At 61.4% G+C, this 22,214-nt stretch carries 16 protein-coding genes; 10 read left to right on the plus strand and 6 right to left on the minus strand.

Translation table 11 applies throughout. The features are described 5' to 3' along the window. Positions 1-3 precede the first annotated feature (3 nt). A complete protein-coding gene (locus CDPAHKCJ_RS00470; protein WP_166017899.1) occupies positions 4-1,260 on the minus strand; it encodes a dicarboxylate/amino acid:cation symporter in 1,257 nt (418 codons plus the stop codon). A 471-nt stretch (positions 1,261-1,731) separates the two neighbouring features. Between CDPAHKCJ_RS00470 and CDPAHKCJ_RS00475 the strand changes: the two genes are divergently transcribed. The 4 genes from CDPAHKCJ_RS00475 to CDPAHKCJ_RS00490 all read left to right on the plus strand — a co-directional run bounded on the left by CDPAHKCJ_RS00475 (position 1,732) and on the right by CDPAHKCJ_RS00490 (position 8,138). Continuing rightward, positions 1,732-3,234 carry a thiamine pyrophosphate-dependent dehydrogenase E1 component subunit alpha gene (locus tag CDPAHKCJ_RS00475; protein ID WP_240916589.1) on the plus strand — a complete coding sequence of 501 codons (1,503 nt, stop codon included), beginning with the start codon at positions 1,732-1,734 and terminating at the stop codon, positions 3,232-3,234. A 149-nt stretch (positions 3,235-3,383) separates the two neighbouring features. Then, positions 3,384-4,352, plus strand: coding sequence for an alpha-ketoacid dehydrogenase subunit beta (locus CDPAHKCJ_RS00480; RefSeq protein WP_166017901.1), 969 nt, complete (start codon positions 3,384-3,386; stop codon positions 4,350-4,352). A 21-nt stretch (positions 4,353-4,373) separates the two neighbouring features. Next, a complete protein-coding gene (locus CDPAHKCJ_RS00485; protein WP_166017903.1) occupies positions 4,374-6,206 on the plus strand; it encodes a dihydrolipoyllysine-residue acetyltransferase in 1,833 nt (610 codons plus the stop codon). A 42-nt stretch (positions 6,207-6,248) separates the two neighbouring features. After that, positions 6,249-8,138: a protein kinase gene (locus CDPAHKCJ_RS00490; protein WP_166017906.1), complete on the plus strand. Its 1,890-nt coding sequence runs from the start codon at positions 6,249-6,251 to the stop codon at positions 8,136-8,138. Between the two features lie 86 nt (positions 8,139-8,224). On the opposite strand, the gene CDPAHKCJ_RS00495 is transcribed toward CDPAHKCJ_RS00490, so the two are convergent. Then, positions 8,225-9,634: an aspartate ammonia-lyase gene (locus CDPAHKCJ_RS00495; protein ID WP_225348134.1), complete on the minus strand. Its 1,410-nt coding sequence runs from the start codon at positions 9,632-9,634 to the stop codon at positions 8,225-8,227. Between the two features lie 321 nt (positions 9,635-9,955). Between CDPAHKCJ_RS00495 and CDPAHKCJ_RS00500 the strand changes: the two genes are divergently transcribed. Next, positions 9,956-10,888, plus strand: coding sequence for a LysR substrate-binding domain-containing protein (locus tag CDPAHKCJ_RS00500; RefSeq protein WP_054556694.1), 933 nt, complete (start codon positions 9,956-9,958; stop codon positions 10,886-10,888). A 102-nt stretch (positions 10,889-10,990) separates the two neighbouring features. Here the strand turns inward: CDPAHKCJ_RS00500 and CDPAHKCJ_RS00505 are convergent, their stop codons facing one another. The 3 genes from CDPAHKCJ_RS00505 to CDPAHKCJ_RS00515 form a co-directional block, all read right to left on the minus strand. Next, positions 10,991-12,145 (minus strand): bifunctional nicotinamide-nucleotide adenylyltransferase/Nudix hydroxylase, encoded by a 1,155-nt coding sequence (locus CDPAHKCJ_RS00505; RefSeq protein ID WP_166017910.1) that lies wholly within the window; start codon positions 12,143-12,145, stop codon positions 10,991-10,993. A 382-nt stretch (positions 12,146-12,527) separates the two neighbouring features. Continuing rightward, a complete protein-coding gene (locus CDPAHKCJ_RS00510; RefSeq protein ID WP_166017912.1) occupies positions 12,528-13,481 on the minus strand; it encodes a nucleoside hydrolase in 954 nt (317 codons plus the stop codon). 142 nt (positions 13,482-13,623) lie between these two features. Then, the gene (locus tag CDPAHKCJ_RS00515) at positions 13,624-14,544 is read right to left on the minus strand and encodes a ribokinase (protein WP_166017914.1); all 921 of its coding nucleotides are present in this window, start codon (positions 14,542-14,544) and stop codon (positions 13,624-13,626) included. A 170-nt stretch (positions 14,545-14,714) separates the two neighbouring features. On the opposite strand from CDPAHKCJ_RS00515, the gene CDPAHKCJ_RS00520 reads away from it, so the two are divergent. Beyond that, complete coding sequence (locus CDPAHKCJ_RS00520) at positions 14,715-16,676, plus strand: hypothetical protein (protein WP_166017915.1); 1,962 nt, start codon at positions 14,715-14,717, stop codon at positions 16,674-16,676. 123 nt (positions 16,677-16,799) lie between these two features. Here CDPAHKCJ_RS00520 and CDPAHKCJ_RS00525 read toward each other — a convergent pair whose 3' ends face one another. After that, positions 16,800-17,852: a D-2-hydroxyacid dehydrogenase gene (locus CDPAHKCJ_RS00525; protein ID WP_166017916.1), complete on the minus strand. Its 1,053-nt coding sequence runs from the start codon at positions 17,850-17,852 to the stop codon at positions 16,800-16,802. Between the two features lie 319 nt (positions 17,853-18,171). On the opposite strand from CDPAHKCJ_RS00525, the gene CDPAHKCJ_RS00530 reads away from it, so the two are divergent. From CDPAHKCJ_RS00530 to ruvA, 4 genes are all read left to right on the plus strand, one after another. Further along, complete coding sequence (locus tag CDPAHKCJ_RS00530) at positions 18,172-18,396, plus strand: zinc ribbon domain-containing protein (protein WP_166017918.1); 225 nt, start codon at positions 18,172-18,174, stop codon at positions 18,394-18,396. A gap of 147 nt (positions 18,397-18,543) precedes the next feature. Continuing rightward, entirely contained in the window at positions 18,544-20,331 is a 1,788-nt protein-coding gene (aspS, locus tag CDPAHKCJ_RS00535; RefSeq protein ID WP_166017920.1) for an aspartate--tRNA ligase, read from the plus strand. A gap of 281 nt (positions 20,332-20,612) precedes the next feature. Continuing rightward, on the plus strand, positions 20,613-21,191 hold the full coding sequence (ruvC, locus tag CDPAHKCJ_RS00540) for a crossover junction endodeoxyribonuclease RuvC (protein WP_166017922.1): 579 nt from the start codon (positions 20,613-20,615) through the stop codon (positions 21,189-21,191). Between the two features lie 312 nt (positions 21,192-21,503). Continuing rightward, positions 21,504-22,118 (plus strand): Holliday junction branch migration protein RuvA, encoded by a 615-nt coding sequence (gene ruvA, locus CDPAHKCJ_RS00545; RefSeq protein WP_166017924.1) that lies wholly within the window; start codon positions 21,504-21,506, stop codon positions 22,116-22,118. The last annotated feature ends 96 nt before the right edge of the window (positions 22,119-22,214 follow it).

Here is a 22,214-nt window from a genome sequence, read left to right on the forward strand (position 1 = left end):
CTGTCAGGCGTCTTTCTTCTGCTGGGTCGCGTTGTAGACCTCGAGGTCCAGCTCGTTCTCGGACTTGCCGACCAGGGTGGTGACCATCAGGTCGCCCGCGACATTCACGGTGGTACGCGCCATGTCGAGGATACGGTCGATGCCGGCGATCACCGCGATGGCTTCCAGCGGCAGACCTACCTGACTCAGCACGATGGAAAGCATGATCAGACCGGCGCCCGGCACACCGGCGGTACCGATGGAGGCCAGCGTACCAGTCAGCACGATCATGCCGTAATCCATCATCGACAGCTCGATGCCGGTCATCTGGGCGATGAACAGTGCCACCACGCCCTGGTAGATGGCGGTGCCATCCATGTTGATGGTCGCGCCGACCGGCAGCACGAAACCGGAGACACCTTCCGAGACGCCGAGGTTCTTCTGGGCGCAGCGGATGGAGATCGGCAGGGTGCCGGAGCTGGAGGCCGAGGAGAAGGCCACGACCAGCGCATCGACGATACCGCGCAGATAGCGCACCGGATTCAGCTTGCCCAGTGTCGCCAGCAGGCCGGAGTAGACCACCAGTACGTGCACGATACTCGCTAGATACGCCACGCCGATCACCTTGGCCAGCGGCAGCAGTACATCAAGGCCGTAGTTGCCGGAGACATGCGCCATCAGGCCGAAGACACCGAACGGCGCGAAGGCCATCACGAATTCGGTCAGCTTGTACATCACTTCGGCGAAACTATCGAAGACGCGCACGACCGGCTCGCCCTTGTCGCCGATCATGATAAGCGAGATGCCGATCCCGATGGCGAAGACGATGATCTGCATGATGTTGCCATTGGCCAGCGCATCGATCGGGTTGCTCGGCACCAGGTCGACCAGAATCTGTACCAGTGTCGGGGCTTCCTTGGCATCCACGGCCTTGTCGAAGCTGAATTCAGCGCCGACTCCGGGCTGGAAGATGCCGGACGCCAGCATGCCGATGGCAATCGCGAAGGCGGTGGTCAACAGATACAGCGCGATGGTCTTGCCGCCGATGCGGCCCATCTTCTGCGGGTCACGCATCGAGGTGATACCGACCACCAGGGTGCTGAAGACCAGCGGCACGATCAGCATCTTGATCGCATTGATGAAGATATCGCCCAGCGGCTTGAACATGCTGGCGCTTTCTCCCATCAGGGCGCCAGCGAGTATCCCCAGGGCGAGGCCGCCCAGGATCTTCTGCCACAACGGCAAACGGCGCCACAGGTTAGGGCGGGAGGAATCACTCATAAAACTGTCCTTAGGTGTCTAGCGATGATCATCGCTGATGATGCTCAGGGCGCGCCCGAGTCTGTCGTCTCGATGCCTTGTCACGATTGCGCACTGCATTAAGCACTTTTTTGGTGCGGGAAGATTAACAGTCAGCCTGCACTCACCCTCTGCACCTTTAGTCGCAAAAAAGCGTCCTTTCACGCGAATTCAGCTTTCCATGCCAAACGCGCATGAGCTCATGCTGCAAAAAGTTCCACCAAAGAAGTAGTTGCCAGGCAGGCATATCGTCTGTCTTTGCGTTACCTTGACGTTAACGTCAACTGTTGGGCTCCCAGAGCGACTTTCCACTAGTCTGATGGTAGGCACTGTTGTCATTGCCGAATCGACAGCTTCCGCTTCGGTAATTCTGAAAGTTCGCCATTGCCTGCCCGGCCTCACGAGGGCTGGGTAATCCCTCAAACGCCTGATCGGTAAGAGAGGACGCTGAGCATGTCCGATACAACAACTCGCGGACCCGTATCCCCGGGGACCGCGCCGCCCGATGGCTCACAGCCAGAGCTCAATGACCTGACCGCCCTGCCGACGGCAGACCAGATCGCGCCGCAGGGGCCGACGGTGCTGCATCATCTGGCCTTCATGACCGGCGATGAGCTCTGCATCCCGATCTTCAAGCGCCTGCGTCAGGACGGCACCCTTTATCCTGTCGATGCGGCACAAAGGCAGAGTGACGATGCCCGGGGAGGCCAGTCGCAGGACACTACATCCATCGGTCGCGATCCGATCGAGCGCGATCCGATCGGTCGCGATCCGTTCGAGCGAGACAAGGCACTCAAGATCTACCGGACGATGCTGTTCACCCGGGTGCTGGATGAGCGCATGCTGGCCGCCCAGCGCCAGGGGCGCTTGAGCTTCTACATGCAATGCACCGGCGAGGAAGCCACGGTGATCGGCAGTGCGGCAGCACTGGAAGACGATGACATGATCATGGCGCAATACCGTGAGCAGGGGGCGTTGGCCTGGCGCGGCTTCAGCTGTGACGAATTCATGAACCAGATGTTCGGCAACGAGCGCGACTACGGCAAGGGCCGTCAGATGCCGATTCACTATGGGTCGCGTGACCTGCACTACATGACCATCTCTTCGCCGCTGGCGACCCAGATTCCCCAGGCGACCGGCTATGCCTATGGCCAGAAACTGGCGGGCAAGGGGCAGTGCACCATCACCATCTTCGGTGAAGGGGCGGCGTCTGAGGGTGATTTCCATGCCGCTCTCAACATGGCCTCGGTGCATCGGGTGCCATGTATCTTCCTGTGTCGCAACAATGGCTATGCCATTTCCACCCCGTCATGCGAGCAATTCGCCGCCGATGGCATCGCGCCACGCGCCTTCGGTTATCACATGCAAAGCATCCGAGTGGATGGCAATGACGTGATCGCCGTCTACGAAGCCACCATGGCGGCACGCAAGATCGCGGTCGAGACCCATCAGCCGGTATTGATCGAGGCGATGACCTACCGTCTGGCGGCGCATTCCTCCTCGGATGATCCCTCCGGGTATCGCAGCAAGAAGGAGGAGGCTATCTGGCGCGACAAGGACCCCATCCTGCGCATGCGCAACTGGCTGGAGGCGCAAGGCTGGTGGAGTGAGGAGGAGGAAAAGGCCACTGGCGATCAACTGCGTCGTGAAGTGCTTGAGTCCATGAAGCGTGCCGAGAAACTGGCGCCACCGGCGCTGGATACGCTGATCACTGATGTCTACGACACGCCGACGCCGTTGCTCAAACAGCAGCTGGAATACGTGAAACAGCATATTCGCAAGTATCCGCATGCTTATCCCAAAGGCGCTGCCAGCATGGGGTTCACCGCGCAGGAGCTGGAAGACAGCCGCAAGGCGCATCAGGAACGCCTGCAGCGAATGCAGAGCCCTAAGCCTGTTGAGGACCATCAGTCTGTGGAGAGCCATCAGCCTGTGGATGGAGGCCAGACATCATGAACGAGCAGATGAGTGAACAGCCGTTGGAGAAAACGCCAGTGACAGACTCAGTTGCAAGCGACTCAGCTGCGGTGGGTTCAGCGGCGAAAGAAGCGTCTGCGGCGACTGACAGCAAGGATGCAGCAGCCTCGGCCTCGGGCAAGAAACAGATGAACATGCTGCAGGCGATCAACAATGCGTTGGATATCGCCATGGCCGCCAATCCCCGTGTGGTGTTGTTCGGGGAGGACGTCGGGGTATTCGGCGGCGTATTCCGGGCTACCAGCCACCTGCAGGACAAATACGGGCGAGAGCGCTGCTTCAATACGCCACTCACCGAGCAGGGCATCATCGGGTTCGCCAACGGTCTGGCGGCGCAGGGCTCGACGCCGGTGGCCGAGATCCAGTTCGCCGACTACATCTTCCCCGCCTTTGACCAGATCGTGAACGAGGCGGCCAAGTTCCGCTATCGTTCTGGTGATCTGTTCGATGTCGGAGGCCTGACGATTCGCACGCCCTATGGTGGTGGCATCGCGGGCGGGCTCTATCACTCCCAGTCGCCCGAGGCCTATTTCGCGCATACCCCGGGTCTCAAGATCGTGATGCCACGCAACCCTCATCAGGCCAAGGGCCTCTTGCTGGCGGCGATTCGCGACCCCAACCCGGTGCTGTTCATGGAGCCCAAGCGGCTCTATCGCGCCTCGGTGGGCGAGGTGCCAGAAGCCGATTACGAACTGCCCCTGGGGGTGGCCGACGTCATTCGTGAAGGTCGCGATATCACGCTGCTTGGCTGGGGCGCTCAGATGGAAATCATCGAGAAGGCCGCTGCGCTCGCCGAGCAGGATGGCATCGACTGCGAGATCATCGACCTGCGCAGCATTCTGCCCTGGGACATCGAGACGGTGTGTGACTCGGTGCTCAAGACGGGTCGTCTGGTGGTCAGTCATGAAGCGCCGCTGACGGGCGGCTTTGCCAGCGAGATTGCCGCCACCGTGCAGGAGCGTTGCTTTTTGTATCTCGAGGCGCCGATCCGACGCGTCACAGGCCTTGATACGCCGTTCCCGCTGGTACTCGAGAAGGAGCATCTGCCGGACGAGCTCAAGATCTACGAGGCCATCAAGCAAAGCTTGAATTACTGATGACAGGGAGTGATGCGCGCCATGAATGATTTCATCCTGCCCGATATCGGCGAAGGCATCGTCGAGTGCGAGCTGGTCAAGTGGTTGATCAAGGAAGGCGACGTGATCGAGGAAGATCAGCCGGTGGCCGAGGTCATGACAGACAAGGCGTTGGTGGAAATCCCCGCGCCCCACGCCGGTACCGTGGTCAAGCTTTACTGTCAGGAAGGCGAGATTGCCCGTGTCCATGCGCCGCTGTTTGCGGTGGATGATGGCCCTGGCAGCGACGATGATAGTGAGAAGCACCGAGAAGACACGCATGAGGATGGTCACGTCGGCGATGTCGTGACGGTTGCAGCGCCTGCTCGCTCGACGGCACAGACTCAGTCAGCCGTCAGCCAGGCGTCCAGCCGTCAGTCGAATGTCGCTGCGTCAGCTTCTGCCAAGTCAGTCAGCAATGGGGCAGCTGCCTCACAGACAGCCGCGACCCTTGAGCGGCGCTCACGTGATTTCATCCTGCCGGATATCGGCGAAGGCATCGTCGAATGTGAGGTGGTCACCTGGCACGTCGCGGAAGGCGACACGGTGGAAGAAGACCAGACGATTGTCGATGTGATGACCGACAAGGCGCTGGTCGAGATCACCGCCTCGGAGCCCGGGCGTATCGTGCGCTTCCATTATGCTCAGGGCGAAAATGCCCGAGTGCATACGCCGCTGTATGCCTATGTGCCTGATGAAGAGGCAGAGGCTGAAAGCACTGAAAGCACTGAGAGCACTGAGAGCGACGTCACCTCGTCTGAACGCAAACAGGCTCAGCCAGAGCGTCTGGCGGAGCACCGGCAGGAGGGCGACGACAAGAGCGACGACAAGAGTGGGCAAGACGGGCGTCACGAGGAGAGCCGGCCTCGCATACCCGCGACCCCAGCCGTGCGCCGCCTATTGCGCGAGCATCAGCTTGATATCCATGCCATTGCAGGTTCGGGGCGTCACGGCCGGGTGCTGAAGGAAGACGTGCTGGCATATCTCAAGCAATCCGAGGCTCACGAGACTGACGTGACACCTGATGACTCTCACAAGGTCGGCGCGGCCGCCGAGACCGACAAGGCAGCTGCCGAAGCGTGTGCTGTGGCCAGTGACGTGGCCAGTGACGAGGTGCGATCGTCACGACTTGAGTCGAAAGCGGTACCGCTCAAGGGGGTCGCCGCGGTAATGGCCAGGCGTATGGTGCAGGCCAGCACGCAGATCCCGCATTTCCATTACGGCGATGAGCTCGATATCACCGACCTGCTGGCGCTGCGGGCACGCCTCAAGGCGCGCGCCCAGCAGCAGGGCATTCGCCTGACCTTGATGCCGTTCATCATGAAGGCCATGGCGCTGGCGGTGATCGAGGAGCCGATTCTCAATGCACGCCTCAGTGAGGATGAGAGCGAGATTCTCTATCAGGGGAGCTGCAACATCGGCATGGCGGTGGACAGCGCCAGCGGGCTGATGGTACCGAACGTGAAGGGCGTCGAACGTCTGAGCATTCTCGAGATCGCGCGGGAGGTCGGGCGGCTGACCGAAGCTGCACGCAGCGGGCGCGTCGCCCAGGCGGACCTCAAGGGCGGCACCTTGTCGATCTCCAATATCGGGGCGCTGGGCGGCACCTACGCCGCGCCGATCATCAACCAGCCGGAGGTCGCCATCGTCGCGCTGGGGCGCACTCAGCGTCTGCCGCGCTTCGATGGCGAGGGCAATGTCTGTGCGCGTGACATCATGACCATCACCTGGGCGGGGGATCACCGCATCATCGACGGCGGGACCATCGCGCGCTTCAGCAATCTGTGGAAGCACTATCTCGAGCACCCTGACGAAATGCTGCTGTCGCTGTCATGAGGCGCTGCTTGATCCAAGGGCCCCGGTTAGAGAGCCTCCTGCATGAGTGATGCGCGCGCCCACGAGCGACTGCAACAGTTCTATATCCCGGAAGAGCAGTCGATCTATCTGCTCTCGCATCATGATGCCAAGAAACTCAAGGACTGGGTGGCGCTGTGCATCGCTCAGCTCGAGGGGCTGGGCTACCGGGATATCCATCTGGTCGGCAAGGGCGCCTACGGTTTCGTGTTCGCAGGCTGGCGCCCGGACGAAGACCGGCGCACGCGTGAAGAGCACGTCTTCAAGTTCACGCGGGTGACCCTGCCCCAGGCACTGCAGGACCGCCTGGAGGAAGAGGCCTACATGCTCGACCAGGTCGCTCACCCGCTGATACCGCGTCTGGTCAGCTATCAGCGGGTACGGCGGCAGTCGATTCTGGTCATGCAGCGCGCGCCGGGCATCAATCTCGAGGAATATTCGCTGCGTCACGGGCGCATGTCGCCGCGTCTGGTGGTCAGGATTGCCAGTCAGCTGGCCGATATTCTCAAGTCGCTGCGCGGGTCATCGATGGGAGCGGTTACGCCACCGGTCGTGCATGGCGACATCAAGCCGTCGAATCTGGTCTTCGATGTCGAGCGGGAACAGGTGGCATTGATCGACTGGGGCAGTTCGGTGTTCGCTCAGCTCGATGAGCATCAGCAGTTCATCACCACCAACGTGATGCAGCTGATGTCGGATAATCTGCAGCAGACCAATGCGCGTCTGGGCGATGTCTATTTCATCGGTGAGGAGCAGCTCAATGGTGCGCTGTCCTCGCCGCGCTTCGATGAGCAGGGCGTGGCCGCGACACTCTATGCGCTGGCTTCTGGCCAGTCGTGTCGCTTCGGCGTGCGCGCCATTCCGGCGGTGTCGCTGGGGTTGCCGCGGGAATTCGCGCGTCTGCTCGATGGCATGCTGGCGGATGACCCGCAGCTGTGCATGCAGGCCGGCGACTACTTCCTGCGCGAGATGAGCAGGATCTCGCGTCTGGTGATGCCGGAATTGCCTCTAGAACCGCCACAGTCTCTGCTGCCGGTCTGGGTGAGGCCGGCGATGCGCGAGATCGACACGGTCGTCTATACCTCACGCAAATCCTTCCTGCGTGAGGCCTTCGAGGCGGACGAGACCGTCGAACATGCTGGCAACGCGCTGGACGCTGTCAATGATGTTCAACTGGATCGTTACTACAAGAACTTCATGCAAGGCATGGGCGGCACCGAAAAAGCCTTCCTGGCCGCTGTCAGTCGTCTGGGGAAATACCCGATCGTCGGTGGTCTGGCGATTCGCTGGGAGCCACAGGGCATCTTCGTGGATACTGCGCTGCATCTGCATGACCCTGCCTTGAAGGCCGCCTTCGTCGTCGCGATCAACAACATGGTCGCTCTGGCGCGTGCCATCTATCGCCAGGGCGTGTTCAAGGCGTGTCTATTCAATGCTCGCGATACCCTGCACCTGGAGCGGGAAGACCCGGAAGCCGCCTTTGTCTTTGCGTCGACGGCAGACGGGGAGGCCTGCCCTCGCTTGAGCTATGAGGTCAGCGCGGTGCCGGAGCTTGAGGATGACTCGCGTGTGCATTCCTACTTCGAGGATGGCCCGGACCCTGAGGAACTGCTGGTGCTGCCCGAAGAGATATTGAAGGCTCTGGAGTCACTCAATGCCATCCACCACACCGGCATGCTGATCTTCGAAGCCCTGCCACACCACCTCAAGATTCACAGTTATTACCGGCTGCTGGATCCGTCGCGCGAGAAGGAATTCGCGCGTCTGCTGGCGGAGATTCTGGATGCCGTGCCGCTGATCTTAGGGCTGGGAATTTCCGGCTTCATGAAGATGCCCTACAAGAACACCAAGCATTTCGATCATATCGAGGCGCAACCCGAACGTTTCTATCCTCGGGATCCGCGTGCGGTGTAACCCAAACAAAAACCCGCCTGAGCAATTGCTCGGGCGGGTTTCATCAGTGACATGCTATCGAGTTGCTTTCAGGTTCCCAGGAACAGTCAGTCCTTCATCTGGCGCGGACGCGTCATGGCCTGCGGGGACAGCAGTGCCTCCAGACGCGCTTCATCCAGCAGGCCTTCCTCGCGCACCAGTTCCAGCACGCTGCGACCGCTGACCAGGGCTTCCTTGGCGATGCGGGTGGCGTTGTCATAGCCGATGTAGGGGTTGAGCGCGGTGATCAGGCCGATGGAGTTGTTGACCAGCTCGGCGCAGCGGTCGCGGTTGGCGGTGATGCCGATCACGCAGCGATTCTTGAGCATGGTCATGGCGCGGCTCAGCTGGCGAATGGAGTCGAGCAGCTTGTAGGCGATCAGCGGCTCCATCACGTTGAGCTGCAGCTGGCCGGCTTCAGCGGCCATGGTCAGCGCGGTGTCGTTGCCGATGACATCGAAGGCGACCTGATTGACGGCTTCCGGAATCACCGGGTTGACCTTGCCCGGCATGATTGAGCTGCCCGGCTGCTGAGGCGGCAGGTTGATCTCGTTGAAGCCGGTGCGCGGGCCGGAGGACAGCAGGCGCAGATCGTTGCAGATCTTGGACAGCTTGACCGCCAGGCGCTTGAGCATGCCGTGGAACAGCACGAAGGCACCCATGTCGCTGGTCGCCTCGACCAGGTCCGACGCCGGGCGGAAGTCGATGCCGGAACGCCGCGCCAGTGCCTCGATCGCCAGTGCGCTGTAGCGCGGGTCGGCATTGATGCCGGTGCCGATCGCGGTCCCGCCCAGATTGACCTCCTTGAGCAACTCATTGAGGTTGGCGATGCGGTCGACGTCTTCACGCAGGGTGTTGGCGAAGGCGCGGAATTCCTGGCCCAGCGTCATCGGCACCGCGTCCTGCAGCTGGGTGCGGCCCATCTTGACCACGTCGTCGAATTCCAGCGCCTTGGTGGCAAAGGCGTTGGCCAGTTCGCTCAGCGCGTCCACCAGCATCGAGTGGCTGCGCAGCAGGCCGACACGGATGGCGGTCGGGTAGGCGTCGTTGGTGGACTGCGCCATGTTGACGTGATTGTTGGGATGCAGCTGCTGGTAGTCACCTTTCTCGTAGCCGAGGAATTCCAGGCCAAGATTGGCGATCACTTCGTTGGCATTCATGTTGGTCGAGGTGCCGGCACCACCCTGGATCATGTCGACCACGAACTGATCGTGATGATCGCCATTCATCAGACGCGCACAGGCGTGCTGGATGGCATCGTGCTCGCGTGTCTCGAGATAGCCCAGCGCATGGTTGGCTTCGGCGGCGGCGGCCTTGACCAGCGCGAGTCCTTCGACGAGACGCGGGAAGTGTGACAGCGGTACGCCAGACAGGTGGAAGTTGTTCAGCGCGCGCTGGGTCTGCACGCCGTAGTAGGCGTCAGCCGGCACCGGCTCGCGCCCGAGGAGATCCTTTTCAAGTCGGAAGCCGTTGGCCAGTGCCTCACGCTCGGCATGGCTCAAGTCGGCCGGCGTGGAAGTTGCCGGGGTGGCATTGGCGGCGATGGGGGTTTCCGAAAGATGGTTCACTTGGGCGGAACTCCTGGCTGAAGTACACTGTGGCGCTTGAATGGCGGCTAGGTGGACAAGGGTAACCAGCGCAGACCCTCGGCGGCCAATGCCATTCAACGCTGCCGTATACGTCAAACGCATAAGACGAAGGTGGTGGTGCGCCGCGACGCATCATTCTCCATGACAAGACCCTGCATGACCGGCCAGGCAAGCCTCGCTCGGGCATGTTCGACATTTTTGGGAGTTCGGGTGAACCTGGAAACTAAGTGGTTGGAAGATTTCGTTGCGCTATCCAATACCCGCAGCTTCTCCACCTCGGCTCGCCTGCGACACGTTACCCAGCCTGCGTTCAGTCGCCGCATCCGTGCGCTTGAACAGGCAGTGGGCACTACGCTGGTCGACCGTTCGACGACCCCGGTCAGTCTGACACCGGAGGGCCAGTTGTTCCTGGTCACCGCGCGCAACTTGACAGAGCAGCTGTCTGAGTGTCTCGCCCACCTGCGTGGGCTGGGCATGGCCAACGAGACCCTGGATATCGCGGCCGCGCATTCTTTGGCGCTGGCTTTCTTCCCCAAGTGGATCTCGCGTCTTCAGCAGGGCCTGGGGGAGCTGCCGACACGCCTGTCCGCGATGAATGTCGGCGACGCCATTCACTCGCTGCGCGAAGGCAACTGCGACTTGATGCTCGCCTATTACGACCCTTACGCCAGCATGCAGCTGGACGCCGAGGCTTTCCCGTCCTTCTCGGTCGCCAAGGTCAACATGCTGCCGGTGTGCGTGCCGCTGGAGAATGGCGAGCCACGCTTCCCGCTGACCGGGCAGAGCGAGACCAGCCAGGATGCGATTCCCTTGCTGTCCTATACCCAGGGCGCATTTCTGGGCCGCAGCGTGAAGATGCTGCTCAAGAATGATCCGCTGCGCCTGCGTCTGCGCACCGTCTATGAGATGGCAATGGCGGAGGGGCTCAAGGGCATGGCTCTGCAGGGCGTCGGCATGGCGTGGATACCCGATTTCTGCATTCGCGATGAGCTGGAAAGCGGCAAGCTGGTGCGCGCGGGCAACGAGGCGTGGGATATCCCGCTGGAGATTCGTCTCTATCGGTGTTCGCTGGTCCATAAGCCCGGCATCGACAAGCTGTGGAAACAGCTGATGAACTTGCCGCGCGACTTCCTCGAAGCCTGAGCCTTGCCGGTGTATTGCCGGTTTGGAAGACCTGCGTGTCTATTGACTGAAAACGGCAGCCCTCTGGGCTGCCGTTTTCGTGTGTGGACCACATCCCAGCCGTCAGAAACCGGTCTGTCCGGCATGCAGGCCGAGAAAGTTCTGAATGATGAAGAAGTGGTCTTCGAACAGGGTGTCAGGCTCCAGGTCCGCCAGCGCGACCCAGCGTGCCTGCTCCTCGTTCTCTCCACCGCCGCTTCTGAGCTTGGGTAGCTGCTGCTCCGGCCGCAGGGCGAAGTAGAAGGCCTCAGCCAGGGTGCGTCCGCGCCAGCTGCGATGCGGCGCATCAAACAGACGCTGACCGCGCAGAGAGCCACGCAGGACTGGTTCCGGCACCTTGAGGCGTACACGTTCCTTGAGCTCACGCAGGCAGGCATCCAGCAGGCGCTCCTGGGGTTGCACGAAGCCGCCAGGCAGGGCGTAGAGCCCCTTGCCGGGCGCCGCGCGACGCGTGGTGAGCAGCACATGGCCGGACTGCACCACCACGGCGTTGACCGTGATGAACAGTGGCGGGTAGGGCGCATCGCTCCAGGCGGCGCGATATTGCTCTAGCAGGCGACGTTCCTCCACCAGCCCTTGCCACGCGGTCTCATCCAGGAAGCCATGCAGGTGCTGAGCTACCGGCGCTGGCAGCAGCTCCAACCCCTCGTTGTCCAGCCAATCCTCGGCGCGAGCACGCTCGGTGAAGATGACCTCACGAATACGGCTGGCTTCCATCCCCTCCCGCAGCGGCACCGCCACCGACTCCCACTGCGGGAAGAGGCTCAGGTAGTAGCTCGACTGGCTGTTGCTGTCACGACGATTGGCACCGATCAGTGCGATTCTTGGCATCCGGTTGGCCTGCGGTCGCGCGATATCGCGTACCTTGCGCTGCACATCACGCACCCAGACATCGTCGTTGTAGAGGGCGTCAAGCAACGGCACGATTTCCAGGCGCGCATTGTCGCCATCGTCAAAGCAACTGCGGATCATGCGCGTGCGTTCAGAGAAGGTGAACGGGTTGCGCAGTGAACGCGCCTGCCAGGCAGAACCGACCAGCACGATGACCTGCCGCGCGAGGCGCAGTGCCTCTTCCATCACGGCAACATGTCCATGATGCATGGGCTGAAAGCGACCGATGAAGACCAGGCAGTCATATTGGGTGTTGGCGATCGCGGGAGAATCCTGAGTGCGAAGCGTTGCAGCGGGTGCGGAGGGCAACGTTGTCGTCGAAGGCATGGTGAGCTCCGTGGCAGGCAGGATGGGGCGGCGTATGAGGTGCTTGCCCAGCGAGATTCCGCTAGCGTATCAGATTATGTGCATGCGTCGAACGGCTCGCCATCCACCCCTCTCTGGTAAGGGGTATGTAAAAGTTTATCCCGTTATCTTGTTAAACAAAACTTGGTAATCCCTAAACTTCTCGGTCTTCGGGGCCATAGGGAAGCTATAGCCCTAAAGGTGAGGCCTGAAGGGATAAGGGATAAGGGGGAAGGAAAGGGGAAAGTGAACAAGCGCGAATGCCCTAACCGAGACAACGCCCGTCAGCGTCATTGCTGGCGGGCGTTGTCTCGGTTTGTGGCAAGGCCGATGGCAGGCCCAGGCGGGCCTGCCGGGCGCGGGATCAGGACGCCTTGGCGGTCAGGACGTCAGTGATCCACTCGACGACCTTGTCGCCCTGGGCATTGACGCAGACGTCGACCAGCGGCGTCTGCGACCACTGGTTGCCGAGGAATTCGCGCCCCTCAGGGGCGAACAGCGTCTGACCTTCGGCCAGGCCTTCGACTTCGACATTCAGGTGGCCGCGCTCGGTGGTGAACAGCTCCGGCTTCATCAGCCAGGCGAGGGCGCAGCTGTCGTGCGGGCAGCAACCATCGATGCCGCGCGCTTCCTGATAGAAGGCCTTGTAGAACTGATAGCTGCCGGATAGCACTTCGCCGAGTGCGCCCTGCGCGACGCGAATGCGCTCGACATGGGCCGGAGACAGCACGCAGCGGTGCGTCGCATCGAGACCGACCATGGTTAATGGCCAGCCGGCGGTCAGCACCTTGGCGGCGGCATGCGGGTCATTGAAGATGTTGGCTTCGGCGACCGGGGAGACGTTGCCGCCTTCACGGATGGAACCGCCCATGACGACGACCTGCTTGACCTTGCTGATGATGCTCGGGTCCAGCTGCAGTGCGGTGGCCAGATTGCCCAGCGGACCGACGGCGACGAGAGTGATCTCGCCCGGACGCGCATTGACCTGCTCGACGATGAACTGCGGTGCGCTGATGGACAGCGCCTTGCCCTTGGGCTCCGGGATCTCCATGTTGCCCAGGCCATTGGCACCGTGGATGTGCGCCGGCGCCGGGAACTTGTCCTTGACCAGTGGCTGGGCAGCGCCCTGGGCGACCGGAATCTCCTGACCTGCCAGTTCGCCCAGCAGCAGGGCGTTGGAGGTGGCCGTCTCGATGGTGACGTTGCCGAAGGTGGTGGTCATGCCGAGGAATTCGATGTCCGGATGCGCCAGACAGATGGCAATTGCCTGGGCATCATCCACGCCCGGATCGGTATCAAAGATGATCGGTGTTTTCATGCTGACCTCGTGAAAGAAGTGACCTGCTAAAGAGGGCGTTACGCCGACAGGGTGCCCATGAGCTGACATGGGCACGGCACGGGCCACGTGGTGGTGCCCCGTGCAGGTAGTTCAGTTGTTCAGAGACTCGCTGCTCAAAGACTCAGTTGCTCAGGACGTCGAGTGTCGGCCATTCGGCCAGGGCAGCGGCGACATCACTGGCCAGCGGAATGCTCGGCGCTGCGCCTTCGCGGCTCACGCACAGGGCAGAGGCGGTGCTGGCGCGACGCAGGCTTTCCTCGATGCTCAGACCTTCGATCTGGCTTGCCAGGTAATAGCCGATGAAGGTGTCACCCGCCGCGGTGGTGTCCACGGCATTGACGCGGTGCGCCGGCAGCTGGATGCGTTGTTCCCCCAGCTGGTAGCAGACGCCTTCACTGCCCAGGGTCATGACCACTTCGGTGTCAGGCAGACGAGTGTGCAGCGCGGCGAGCAGGGTGGCGACAGGCGCGCTCTCTTCCAGCTCGACCAACTGTGCCGCTTCACCGCGATTGAGGAACAGCACCTGGCAATGCTCCAGCGGCAGGCGCAGGACGTCAGCACCCATCGGGGCGGGGTTGAAGGCGATCTTCATGCCCTTGGCATGTCCCAGCTCGATGACCTTGCCCAGTGCGTTGCACTCATTTTGCAGCAGCAGCCAATCTCCCTGTGTCACGCCGGAGAACAGCGTCGCCAGATGCTCATCGGTGAAACCGTGGTTGGCACCCGGGTGCAGAATGATGCTGTTCTCGGCGTGGTCGTCCACCTGGATGATGGCGTGGCCACTGGCGCTGGCGCTCAGCTCGACCTGCGAGGTGATGACACCGGCGCTTTCCAGCGGCTCGAGTGCCCAGCGATCACTGTTGCCAAGGCGGCCCCAGTGCGTGACGTCGCCTCCGGCGCGCGCAAGCGCGAGCGACTGGTTGGCACCCTTGCCACCCAGTACCTGACGGTAGGAGAGACTCGCCAGGGTTTCACCCGGTCGTACCAGGTGGGGTACCCGATAGACGTGATCGATATTGATAGAACCGTAGTTGTAAAGCATGCAGCCTCCTTGGGGTCGAGCATCCTAGCAAAGCCTTGGCCGCCTGTCCCCAGTCGTATCACCAAGGTCTGACCTATAGGTCATGTTTCAGCGTTGAAGCTATTAGCCTCTTGGAACGCAAGAGAAAGTGCATACTTCCTGTCATCTCGCTGGATTCAGGATAGTCGCCCATGTCGGAGTCGAAGCAACCCGCCGTCACGATCAAGAAGTGGGTCTGGCGAGCGCTCTTCACCAGTACCATGATTCCGTTGCTGTTGGTCGAGACCGCCCTGGTGGCGGTGTATTTCGTGTCCAATGACGAGATTCGTGATGCCAATCTCAATTATCTGCAATCCCAGTCGAGCAGTGAACTCAATCTGGCAATGCTGCGGGAGGCCAAGTCACTCAGCCAGCAACTGGAGCATGTCCAGAACCTGTCGCGCGGGCTCGGTGCCCAGGCAGGCGAACTGGCCATGGGCGACACTGGCACTGGGGTAGCGGCGCACGAGGTTGCCCGTCACGCAAGCCGGCCCAGCGGTGTCTGGGCCAGTCAGCAGACGGCGGACAATCAGGGCAGCGGCTTCTATCCCGCCTTGCCAGGCCTCGAGCAGGACATCTCCATGGCGCTGCGCATGACGGCGGTCGACCCGATTATGCGCAGTGTCGTATATTCGCACTCGGCCGTGGTGCAGTCCTTCGTCACGATGGCTGACTGCTATGTCCGCCTTTTCCCCTATGTCGATCTGGCCTCGCTGGTGCCAGCCGACCATGACTGTCGTGACTTCTCCTTCTTCTATCTGGCCGCACCAGAGGCAAATCCCTCGCGAAACACCATCTGGACCGATATCTACGAAGACCCGGCCGGCAATGGCTGGATGACGTCGGCCGTCAGCCCCTTCTATTCGGAGCAAGGCGAATTTCTCGGCGTCGCCGGCGTCGACATGACCCTGGACGTGATCGTCAATCAGGTGCTGGCGATGGAGCTGCCTTGGCAAGGCTTCGCGATGCTGTTCGATGCCGACGGACGCTCACTCGCCGTCCCGCGCGCCGGTGAGCAGTTGTTGTCGCTGCTGCCGTTGGATATTCCCGATGCCTATGACCTGCAGGAAGAGGATGTCATTCGGCCAGCTCAGCTGGCGCTGAAAGGCCATGACGTCTTCAAGAGACTCGCGCCCCGTATCCTCGAGCAGCGGCGTGGCCTGGAGAGCGTCAATGTAGCAGGGGCGCCCTACAAGGTGGCGTGGGAGCGCTTGCCGGGCAATGGCTGGATCATGTTGAGCATGGTCGAGGAGAGCGCCGTCTTCTTTCGTACCGCCGAGATCGGGCGCAACTTCCAGCTGGTCGGCATGGCGCTGGTCGGTGGACTTATCCTGTTCTATTTCGCCTTCTTCATTCTCATGAGCTGGCGCACGCACCACATCAGCCGTCGCCTTTCGGTGCCGCTGGCCGAGCTGCGTGAGCGTCTGCACCGCATCGGCATGGGCGCGGACGTCGAGTCCGTGGGTAGCAGTGGCATCGTCGAGCTGGATGATGCCAACGCCACCGCCGAAGAGATGTACCAGCGGCTGCGCCAGACCCAGAAGGAATTGCAGTCCAGCGAGCGTCGCCTGCTGGATTCTCTCGCAGCCAGCGGCGATAGCCTGTGGGAAATGGATATTCCTGAACGCATCGTGCGCATCCATCCCAATCTCTGGAAGATGCTCGGCGCTTCGGGTCACGAGCCGTTGGCGATGCGCGAGATGGATTTCGATCGCTTGATCCACCCGGATGACCTTGAGCAGGTGCATGTGCTCAGGCATCAGGTCATCAATACCTATGGCGAAAGCTATGAATGTCAGTACCGAATGCGTGCGCCGCAGGAGGAAGACCTTCAGCAGATCGAGGCGATGGGAATGAACGAGGCAGGCATGGATGCTGAAGCAGGCAAGGCTGGCGACAACTCCCTGCAGCAGCGGAGTCTGACGGCTGACGCTGATGGTGTGCTGGAGGGCGACGAGAGAGAGCGGGACGAGCAAGAGAGGGGTGAGAAAGAGGATGGTGCAAGAGAAGGCGCTACCCAGTGGGTACTATTGAGCTCACGCGGTCGTGTGGTGTCGTGGGACGCTGAAGGCAATGCCCTCAAGGCGGCGGGCATGCATATCCGTATTCGCTGATGCCAGGCCACTCATGAAAAGCCCCCGACCCGGCGCATATGCCGGTTCGGGGGCTTTTTCGTAATGTACCGATCACACCTGCCACTCGGCGTCAGTACCTGTCACCGCGAGGATATAGTCGTGTCAGGCGTGTTCGTTCAGGAATGTCTCGATATTGGCCAGGCTGAGATCGAGCATGTTCTGGCGCGCCTCCTGGCTGATCCAGGCATTGTGCGGCGTGACGATCAGGTTCAAGGGCGTACTCGCCGAATGGTGCTGGCTCTCCAGAGCCGAGAGCAGTGAGTGGCCTTCACGTGGCGGCTCCTCCGGCAGACTATCCACCGCCAAGCCGCCGAGTTGTCCGGTGGCCAGTGCTTCCAGGGCTGCGTCCTCGTCGATGATGCCCCCACGGGCACAATTGACCAGCAGTGCACCAGGCTTCATGGCGGCGAGCGCCTGTTCATCGATCAGATGCTGCGTTTCCGGGGTCAGCGGGCAGTGCAGGCTGATGGCGTCAGCCTGGGGCAGCAGACTTTCCAGCGCGGGGCGTTCGGCGGTGGGGGCAGTGCCCGGACGAGCGGCAAAGGTCACGTGCATGCCGAACGCCTCGGCCAATCTACCCACCGCGGTGCCCAGCTCCCCCTTGCCGACGATGACCAGATGCTTGCCGAACAGCTGCACCACGGGGCGGCCCATCAGGCAGAAGGTCGGGCTGCGTTGCCACTCGCCCGCAGCGATGTCGGTCTGGTATTCCGGCAGGCGGCCTGCCAGTGCCAGTAGCAGCATCCAGGTGTGCTGCGCCACCGAGTGAGTGCCATAGGCATTGACGTTCATGACCCGAATGCCGCGTGCTTCGGCGGCCGCCATGTCGATGTTGTTGGTACCGGTCGCCATCACCGCGATCAGCTTGAGGGTCGGCAGCTCATCCATATGGTGCGCCTCGATGCGTACCTTGTTGACCAGCACGATGGAGGCACCGCTCAGTCGTGGCACCACTTCCTCGGGCGCGGTGGCGTCATGGCAGACCAATCCCTCCAGGCGGGCCTCGAGGCGCGAGAAGTCCAGCCCGTCACCGACGGAGCCGGCATCGAGCATGACGGCCTGCGGTGCGCTGGTGGACGAGGCGGGCTCGCAGTGAGAGGAAGCGGGCGTGGAAGAATGAGAGGGAGACTGCGCAGTACGATCGTGATCGGACATAGGTGCCTCATGATGGCGTAGGAAGATAGATAGGAAGACAGAAAGGCTGGCCCGGAAATGACGAGTACGTAGCGTCTGGGCCGGTTTGTGCTTGGGTGTTGCCCCGCACGGGGCCGAGCACGCTATAATGTGCCCCTTTCGCTTTGACTTGAAAGCCGCTCAACTGGCCTTATTGTAGGCGTCTCTTGCTGGTGCTTGCGAAAGCTCTCATGTTGGGGCCGCAGGTGCGCTGAACGCAAGACGCGCCGCAAGGCATAACATTGTCATGGTTCACGGTGCTCAGACAGCCCCGTGACCAGTATTGTCAGGAAAGAAGACCATGCCGATCTATGAATACCACTGCAAGGCCTGTGGCCATCGGATGGACAAGTTGCAGAAGATCAGCGCTGCACCGCTGACGGAGTGCCCGGAATGCAAGACGGACCAGCTCGAGAAGCTGGTCTCCGCCTCCGGCTTCCGTCTGGCAGGCAGTGGCTGGTACGAGACGGATTTCAAGTCCGGCAGCAAGAAGAATCTGGCCGGTGGTAGCGACAGCACCGCCTGATGCAGCTGGGATAGTGCGTCAGGCATCAGCGTGATGAGGGGCAGGGGCACCCAACGGGTACCCTTGACTCTCATCGCCAACGGCAGGCCCTCTGAGACAGATGCGCATCAGCGCGTCGATCATGAATTTGAGCAACAAGGAATCAACATGCGCAGCCACTATTGCGGCAAACTGAACGAGACCCTGATCGATCAGGATGTCACTCTGTGCGGGTGGGTGCACCGCCGTCGCGACCACGGTGGCGTCATCTTCCTCGACATGCGCGACCGTGATGGCATCGCCCAGATCGTCGTCGATCCGGACACCGTCGATGCCTTCGCCACTGCCGACAAGGCGCGCAGCGAGTTCGTGCTTCGTATCAAGGGCCGCATCCGTCTGCGCCCGGAAGGCACCCAGAACCCGAACATGCCGACAGGCATGATCGAAGTGCTGGCCAAGGACGTCGAAGTGCTCAACACCGCACAGACGCCGCCGTTCCAGCTTGACGACCACAACAAGGTCGGTGAGGAAGTTCGCCTCAAGTATCGTTATGTCGACCTGCGTCGTCCCGACATGATCGAGAAGCTGCGCCTACGCTCGCGCATCACTCACAGCGTGCGCGCCCAGCTCGAAGCCCTGGGCTTCCTCGACATCGAAACCCCGATCCTGACACGTGCCACGCCGGAAGGCGCACGTGACTATCTGGTGCCGAGTCGTACCTACGCCGGCAGCTTCTTCGCGTTGCCGCAGTCTCCGCAGCTGTTCAAGCAGCTGCTGATGGTCGCTGGTGTCGATCGTTACTACCAGATCGCCAAATGCTTCCGTGATGAAGATCTGCGCGCCGACCGTCAGCCGGAGTTCACCCAGATCGACCTCGAAGCCAGCTTCGTCGACGAGCAGGACATCATGGGCATGACCGAGACCATGATCCGTGGCCTCTACAAGGAAGTGCTCAATGTCGAGCTGGGCGACTTCCCGACCATGCCGTATTCCGAGGCCATCAGCCGCTTCGGTTCCGACAAGCCGGACCTGCGCATCCCGCTGGAACTGGTCGATGTCGATGACCTGATGAGCGGCGTGGACTTCAAGGTCTTCTCCGGTCCGGCCAAGGACGACAAGGGCCGTGTCGCCGCACTGCGTGTGCCGGGCGGTGCCAGCCTGTCACGCAAGGAAATCGACGCCTACACCAAGTTCGTCGGCATCTACGGTGCCAAGGGCCTGGCATGGATCAAGGTCAACGAACGTGCCAAGGGCATCGAGGGGCTGCAGTCGCCGATCGTCAAGTTCATGGAAGACGTCGTGGATGAAGTGCTGGACCGCTGTGGCGCCGTCGATGGCGACATCGTGTTCTTCGGCGCTGACAAGGCCAACATCGTGGCCGAGGCCATCGGTGCGCTGCGCGTCAAGCTGGGCGAAGACCTCAACCTCTACACCCGCGAGTGGGCACCGCTGTGGGTCGTCGACTTCCCGATGTTCGAAGCCGATGCCAATGGCCGCCTGAGCGCGCTTCACCACCCGTTCACCGCGCCGTCCTGCACGCCGGAAGAGCTCAAGGCCAACCCGGAAGCGGCACTGTCTCGCGCCTACGACATGGTCATCAACGGCACCGAGTTGGGTGGCGGCTCCATCCGTATCCACGATCAGGCCATGCAGCGTACTGTGTTCGAAGTCCTGGGCATCGGTGAAGAAGAAGCGGAAGAGAAGTTCGGCTTCCTGCTTGATGCCCTGAAGTTCGGTGCGCCGCCCCATGGTGGTCTGGCCTTCGGTCTCGACCGCCTGGTGATGCTGATGACCGGCGCCAAGACCATTCGTGAAGTGATTGCCTTCCCGAAAACCCAGAGTGCCGGCTGCATGATGACCGACGCCCCGGGCGTGGTCAGCGGTGAGCAGCTCAAGGAGCTGAACATCCGTCTGCGTCAGAAGGTCAAGGTCGAGGACGAAAGCGGTCAGGCCTGATTCAGCGGCGCATGACCGAGGAAGTGACTGGTGGGGCCGTCTGGACTGATTCGATCAGGCAAGGGCGCCCCCGCCGTGGGAGGTTTGCCCCTGTGGCCTGATAGGCAAGGGGGGCAAGCAAGCCCGACAAGGCGGTGCGAGACTGTTTGCTGACGTTCACGTCAGGCGTTGACAGTGTCGCACCGCCTTTTTTGTGGCATGGTGGCTGGTTATATACACAGTGAAAGCGATGGCGTGATGATGACAGCGAAGACCGAAGGTGTGAAAGACGAGGCGGCAGCATGATCATTCTTGGCATCGACCCGGGTTCACGTCTGACCGGGTATGGGGTATTGGATGTCTCTGCGGCTCAGCCTCGCTATGTGGACAGTGGCTGCATTCGCATGTCACAGGTCAGCCTGGATCAGCGTCTGGCACAGATCTATGCCGGTATCAGCGAGGTGATCGCCATGCATCGCCCTGCGGAATTCGCCATTGAGCAGGTCTTCATGTCCAAGAACGCGGATTCGGCGCTCAAGCTGGGCCAGGCGCGCGGGGCTGCCATCGTGTGTGCGGCCAATCACGGCTTGCCGGTATTCGAATATGGGCCGCGACAGATCAAGCAGGCCGTGACCGGCACCGGCGCTGCGGAGAAGTCTCAGGTGCAGCATATGGTCACGCATACGCTCAAGCTTTCCGCCACGCCACAGGCCGATGCCGCCGATGCGCTGGCCATCGCCTTGACGCATTGTTTCGCGCGTCGACGCCTGACGCCCGGCAATGACCAGCTGGAAGCCCTGGGATTGGGGAATACCAGTCGACGCAAGGGAACCCGCGTGCGGCGTAGCAGCAGTTGGCGAGACTTCGAGCCCGACGCCTGACATGCCGCTGAGCGACAAATGCGGTATTGTGCTCAATTAATAGCGATTTTTCAGTCACTTGTAGAGTGTCTGCCGAGTCTGGCAGCAGCCGATTGCGTGATGCGCCAAGCCGCGTGGCATCAGGCCTCGTGTCATTCCTCAAGGTAAGACTGTCAGAAAGATGCGACAAATTCGTCGTGACACTGGGACATGCCGCCTACGCTTCATCTTTGGTAGGCTTGCCCGCATTGTAACAATCCGTGCAGAGGATCGGGCCTGCGAGCAGCAGGATTCCACCGAACACGTTCTCTGCCGAGCAAGGACAGCCGCAACATGATTGGACGCCTGACCGGGACATTGCTGGAAAAACAACCGCCGCAGCTGGTGCTTGATGTACAGGGTGTCGGTTATGAGCTGGAAGCTTCGATGAACACCCTGTTGGGCTTGCCGGCAGTGGGCGAACATTGCCAGCTTTACACCCATCTGGTGGTACGCGAAGACGCGCAGTTGCTCTATGGCTTCGGCAAGGAGCCCGAGCGTCGCCTGTTCCGTGAATTGATCAAGATTTCCGGTGTCGGCCCGCGTCTGGCGCTGGCGATTCTGTCGGGAATGGAGCAGTCAGATTTCATTCGCTGTGTTCACGATGAAGACAGCCGGGCGCTGACACGTCTGCCGGGTGTCGGCAAGAAGACGGCGGATCGTCTGATCATCGAGATGCGCGATCGTCTCAAGCATTGGACGCTGCCGATGGATGATGGTCTGGATGAAATGGCGCGTGCCTCCCAGCCACAGCCGCCGGTCACGCACCCTCTGGCGGATGCCGAAGCCGCGCTGGTGTCACTGGGCTACAAGCCTGTCGAGGCAGCCAAGATGCTCTCCGGTCTCGAGACCGGCGCCTCCACGGAAGCGCTCATCAAGGCGGCTCTGGCGCGCAAGATGGCCAGCTGACGCCCCGCCAGGGCAGCAAACATGCGCCCTATAGTTTCCGTCAAGGAAACGGCGCATCGTGATTGGATTTATTGACTAGGGGTTGGCAGGTTACTG

Origin of the sequence: Cobetia sp. MB87, assembly GCF_011319755.1 — a bacterium.
In the GTDB taxonomy this organism is placed as follows: Bacteria; Pseudomonadota; Gammaproteobacteria; order Pseudomonadales; family Halomonadaceae; genus Cobetia.

Excerpts from the sequence above, each read along its gene's own strand:
- CDPAHKCJ_RS00470 (WP_166017899.1), bottom strand. The coding sequence starts at position 1,260 with ATGAGTGATTCCTCCCGCCCTAACCTGTGGCGCCGTTTGCCGTTGTGG.
- CDPAHKCJ_RS00475 (WP_240916589.1), top strand. The coding sequence starts at position 1,732 with ATGTCCGATACAACAACTCGCGGACCCGTATCCCCGGGGACCGCGCCG.
- CDPAHKCJ_RS00480 (WP_166017901.1), top strand. The coding sequence starts at position 3,384 with ATGAACATGCTGCAGGCGATCAACAATGCGTTGGATATCGCCATGGCC.
- CDPAHKCJ_RS00485 (WP_166017903.1), top strand. The coding sequence starts at position 4,374 with ATGAATGATTTCATCCTGCCCGATATCGGCGAAGGCATCGTCGAGTGC.
- CDPAHKCJ_RS00490 (WP_166017906.1), top strand. The coding sequence starts at position 6,249 with ATGAGTGATGCGCGCGCCCACGAGCGACTGCAACAGTTCTATATCCCG.
- CDPAHKCJ_RS00505 (WP_166017910.1), bottom strand. The coding sequence starts at position 12,145 with ATGCCTTCGACGACAACGTTGCCCTCCGCACCCGCTGCAACGCTTCGC.
- CDPAHKCJ_RS00510 (WP_166017912.1), bottom strand. The coding sequence starts at position 13,481 with ATGAAAACACCGATCATCTTTGATACCGATCCGGGCGTGGATGATGCC.
- CDPAHKCJ_RS00515 (WP_166017914.1), bottom strand. The coding sequence starts at position 14,544 with ATGCTTTACAACTACGGTTCTATCAATATCGATCACGTCTATCGGGTA.
- CDPAHKCJ_RS00520 (WP_166017915.1), top strand. The coding sequence starts at position 14,715 with ATGTCGGAGTCGAAGCAACCCGCCGTCACGATCAAGAAGTGGGTCTGG.
- CDPAHKCJ_RS00525 (WP_166017916.1), bottom strand. The coding sequence starts at position 17,852 with ATGTCCGATCACGATCGTACTGCGCAGTCTCCCTCTCATTCTTCCACG.
- CDPAHKCJ_RS00530 (WP_166017918.1), top strand. The coding sequence starts at position 18,172 with ATGCCGATCTATGAATACCACTGCAAGGCCTGTGGCCATCGGATGGAC.
- aspS (WP_166017920.1), top strand. The coding sequence starts at position 18,544 with ATGCGCAGCCACTATTGCGGCAAACTGAACGAGACCCTGATCGATCAG.
- ruvC (WP_166017922.1), top strand. The coding sequence starts at position 20,613 with ATGATCATTCTTGGCATCGACCCGGGTTCACGTCTGACCGGGTATGGG.
- ruvA (WP_166017924.1), top strand. The coding sequence starts at position 21,504 with ATGATTGGACGCCTGACCGGGACATTGCTGGAAAAACAACCGCCGCAG.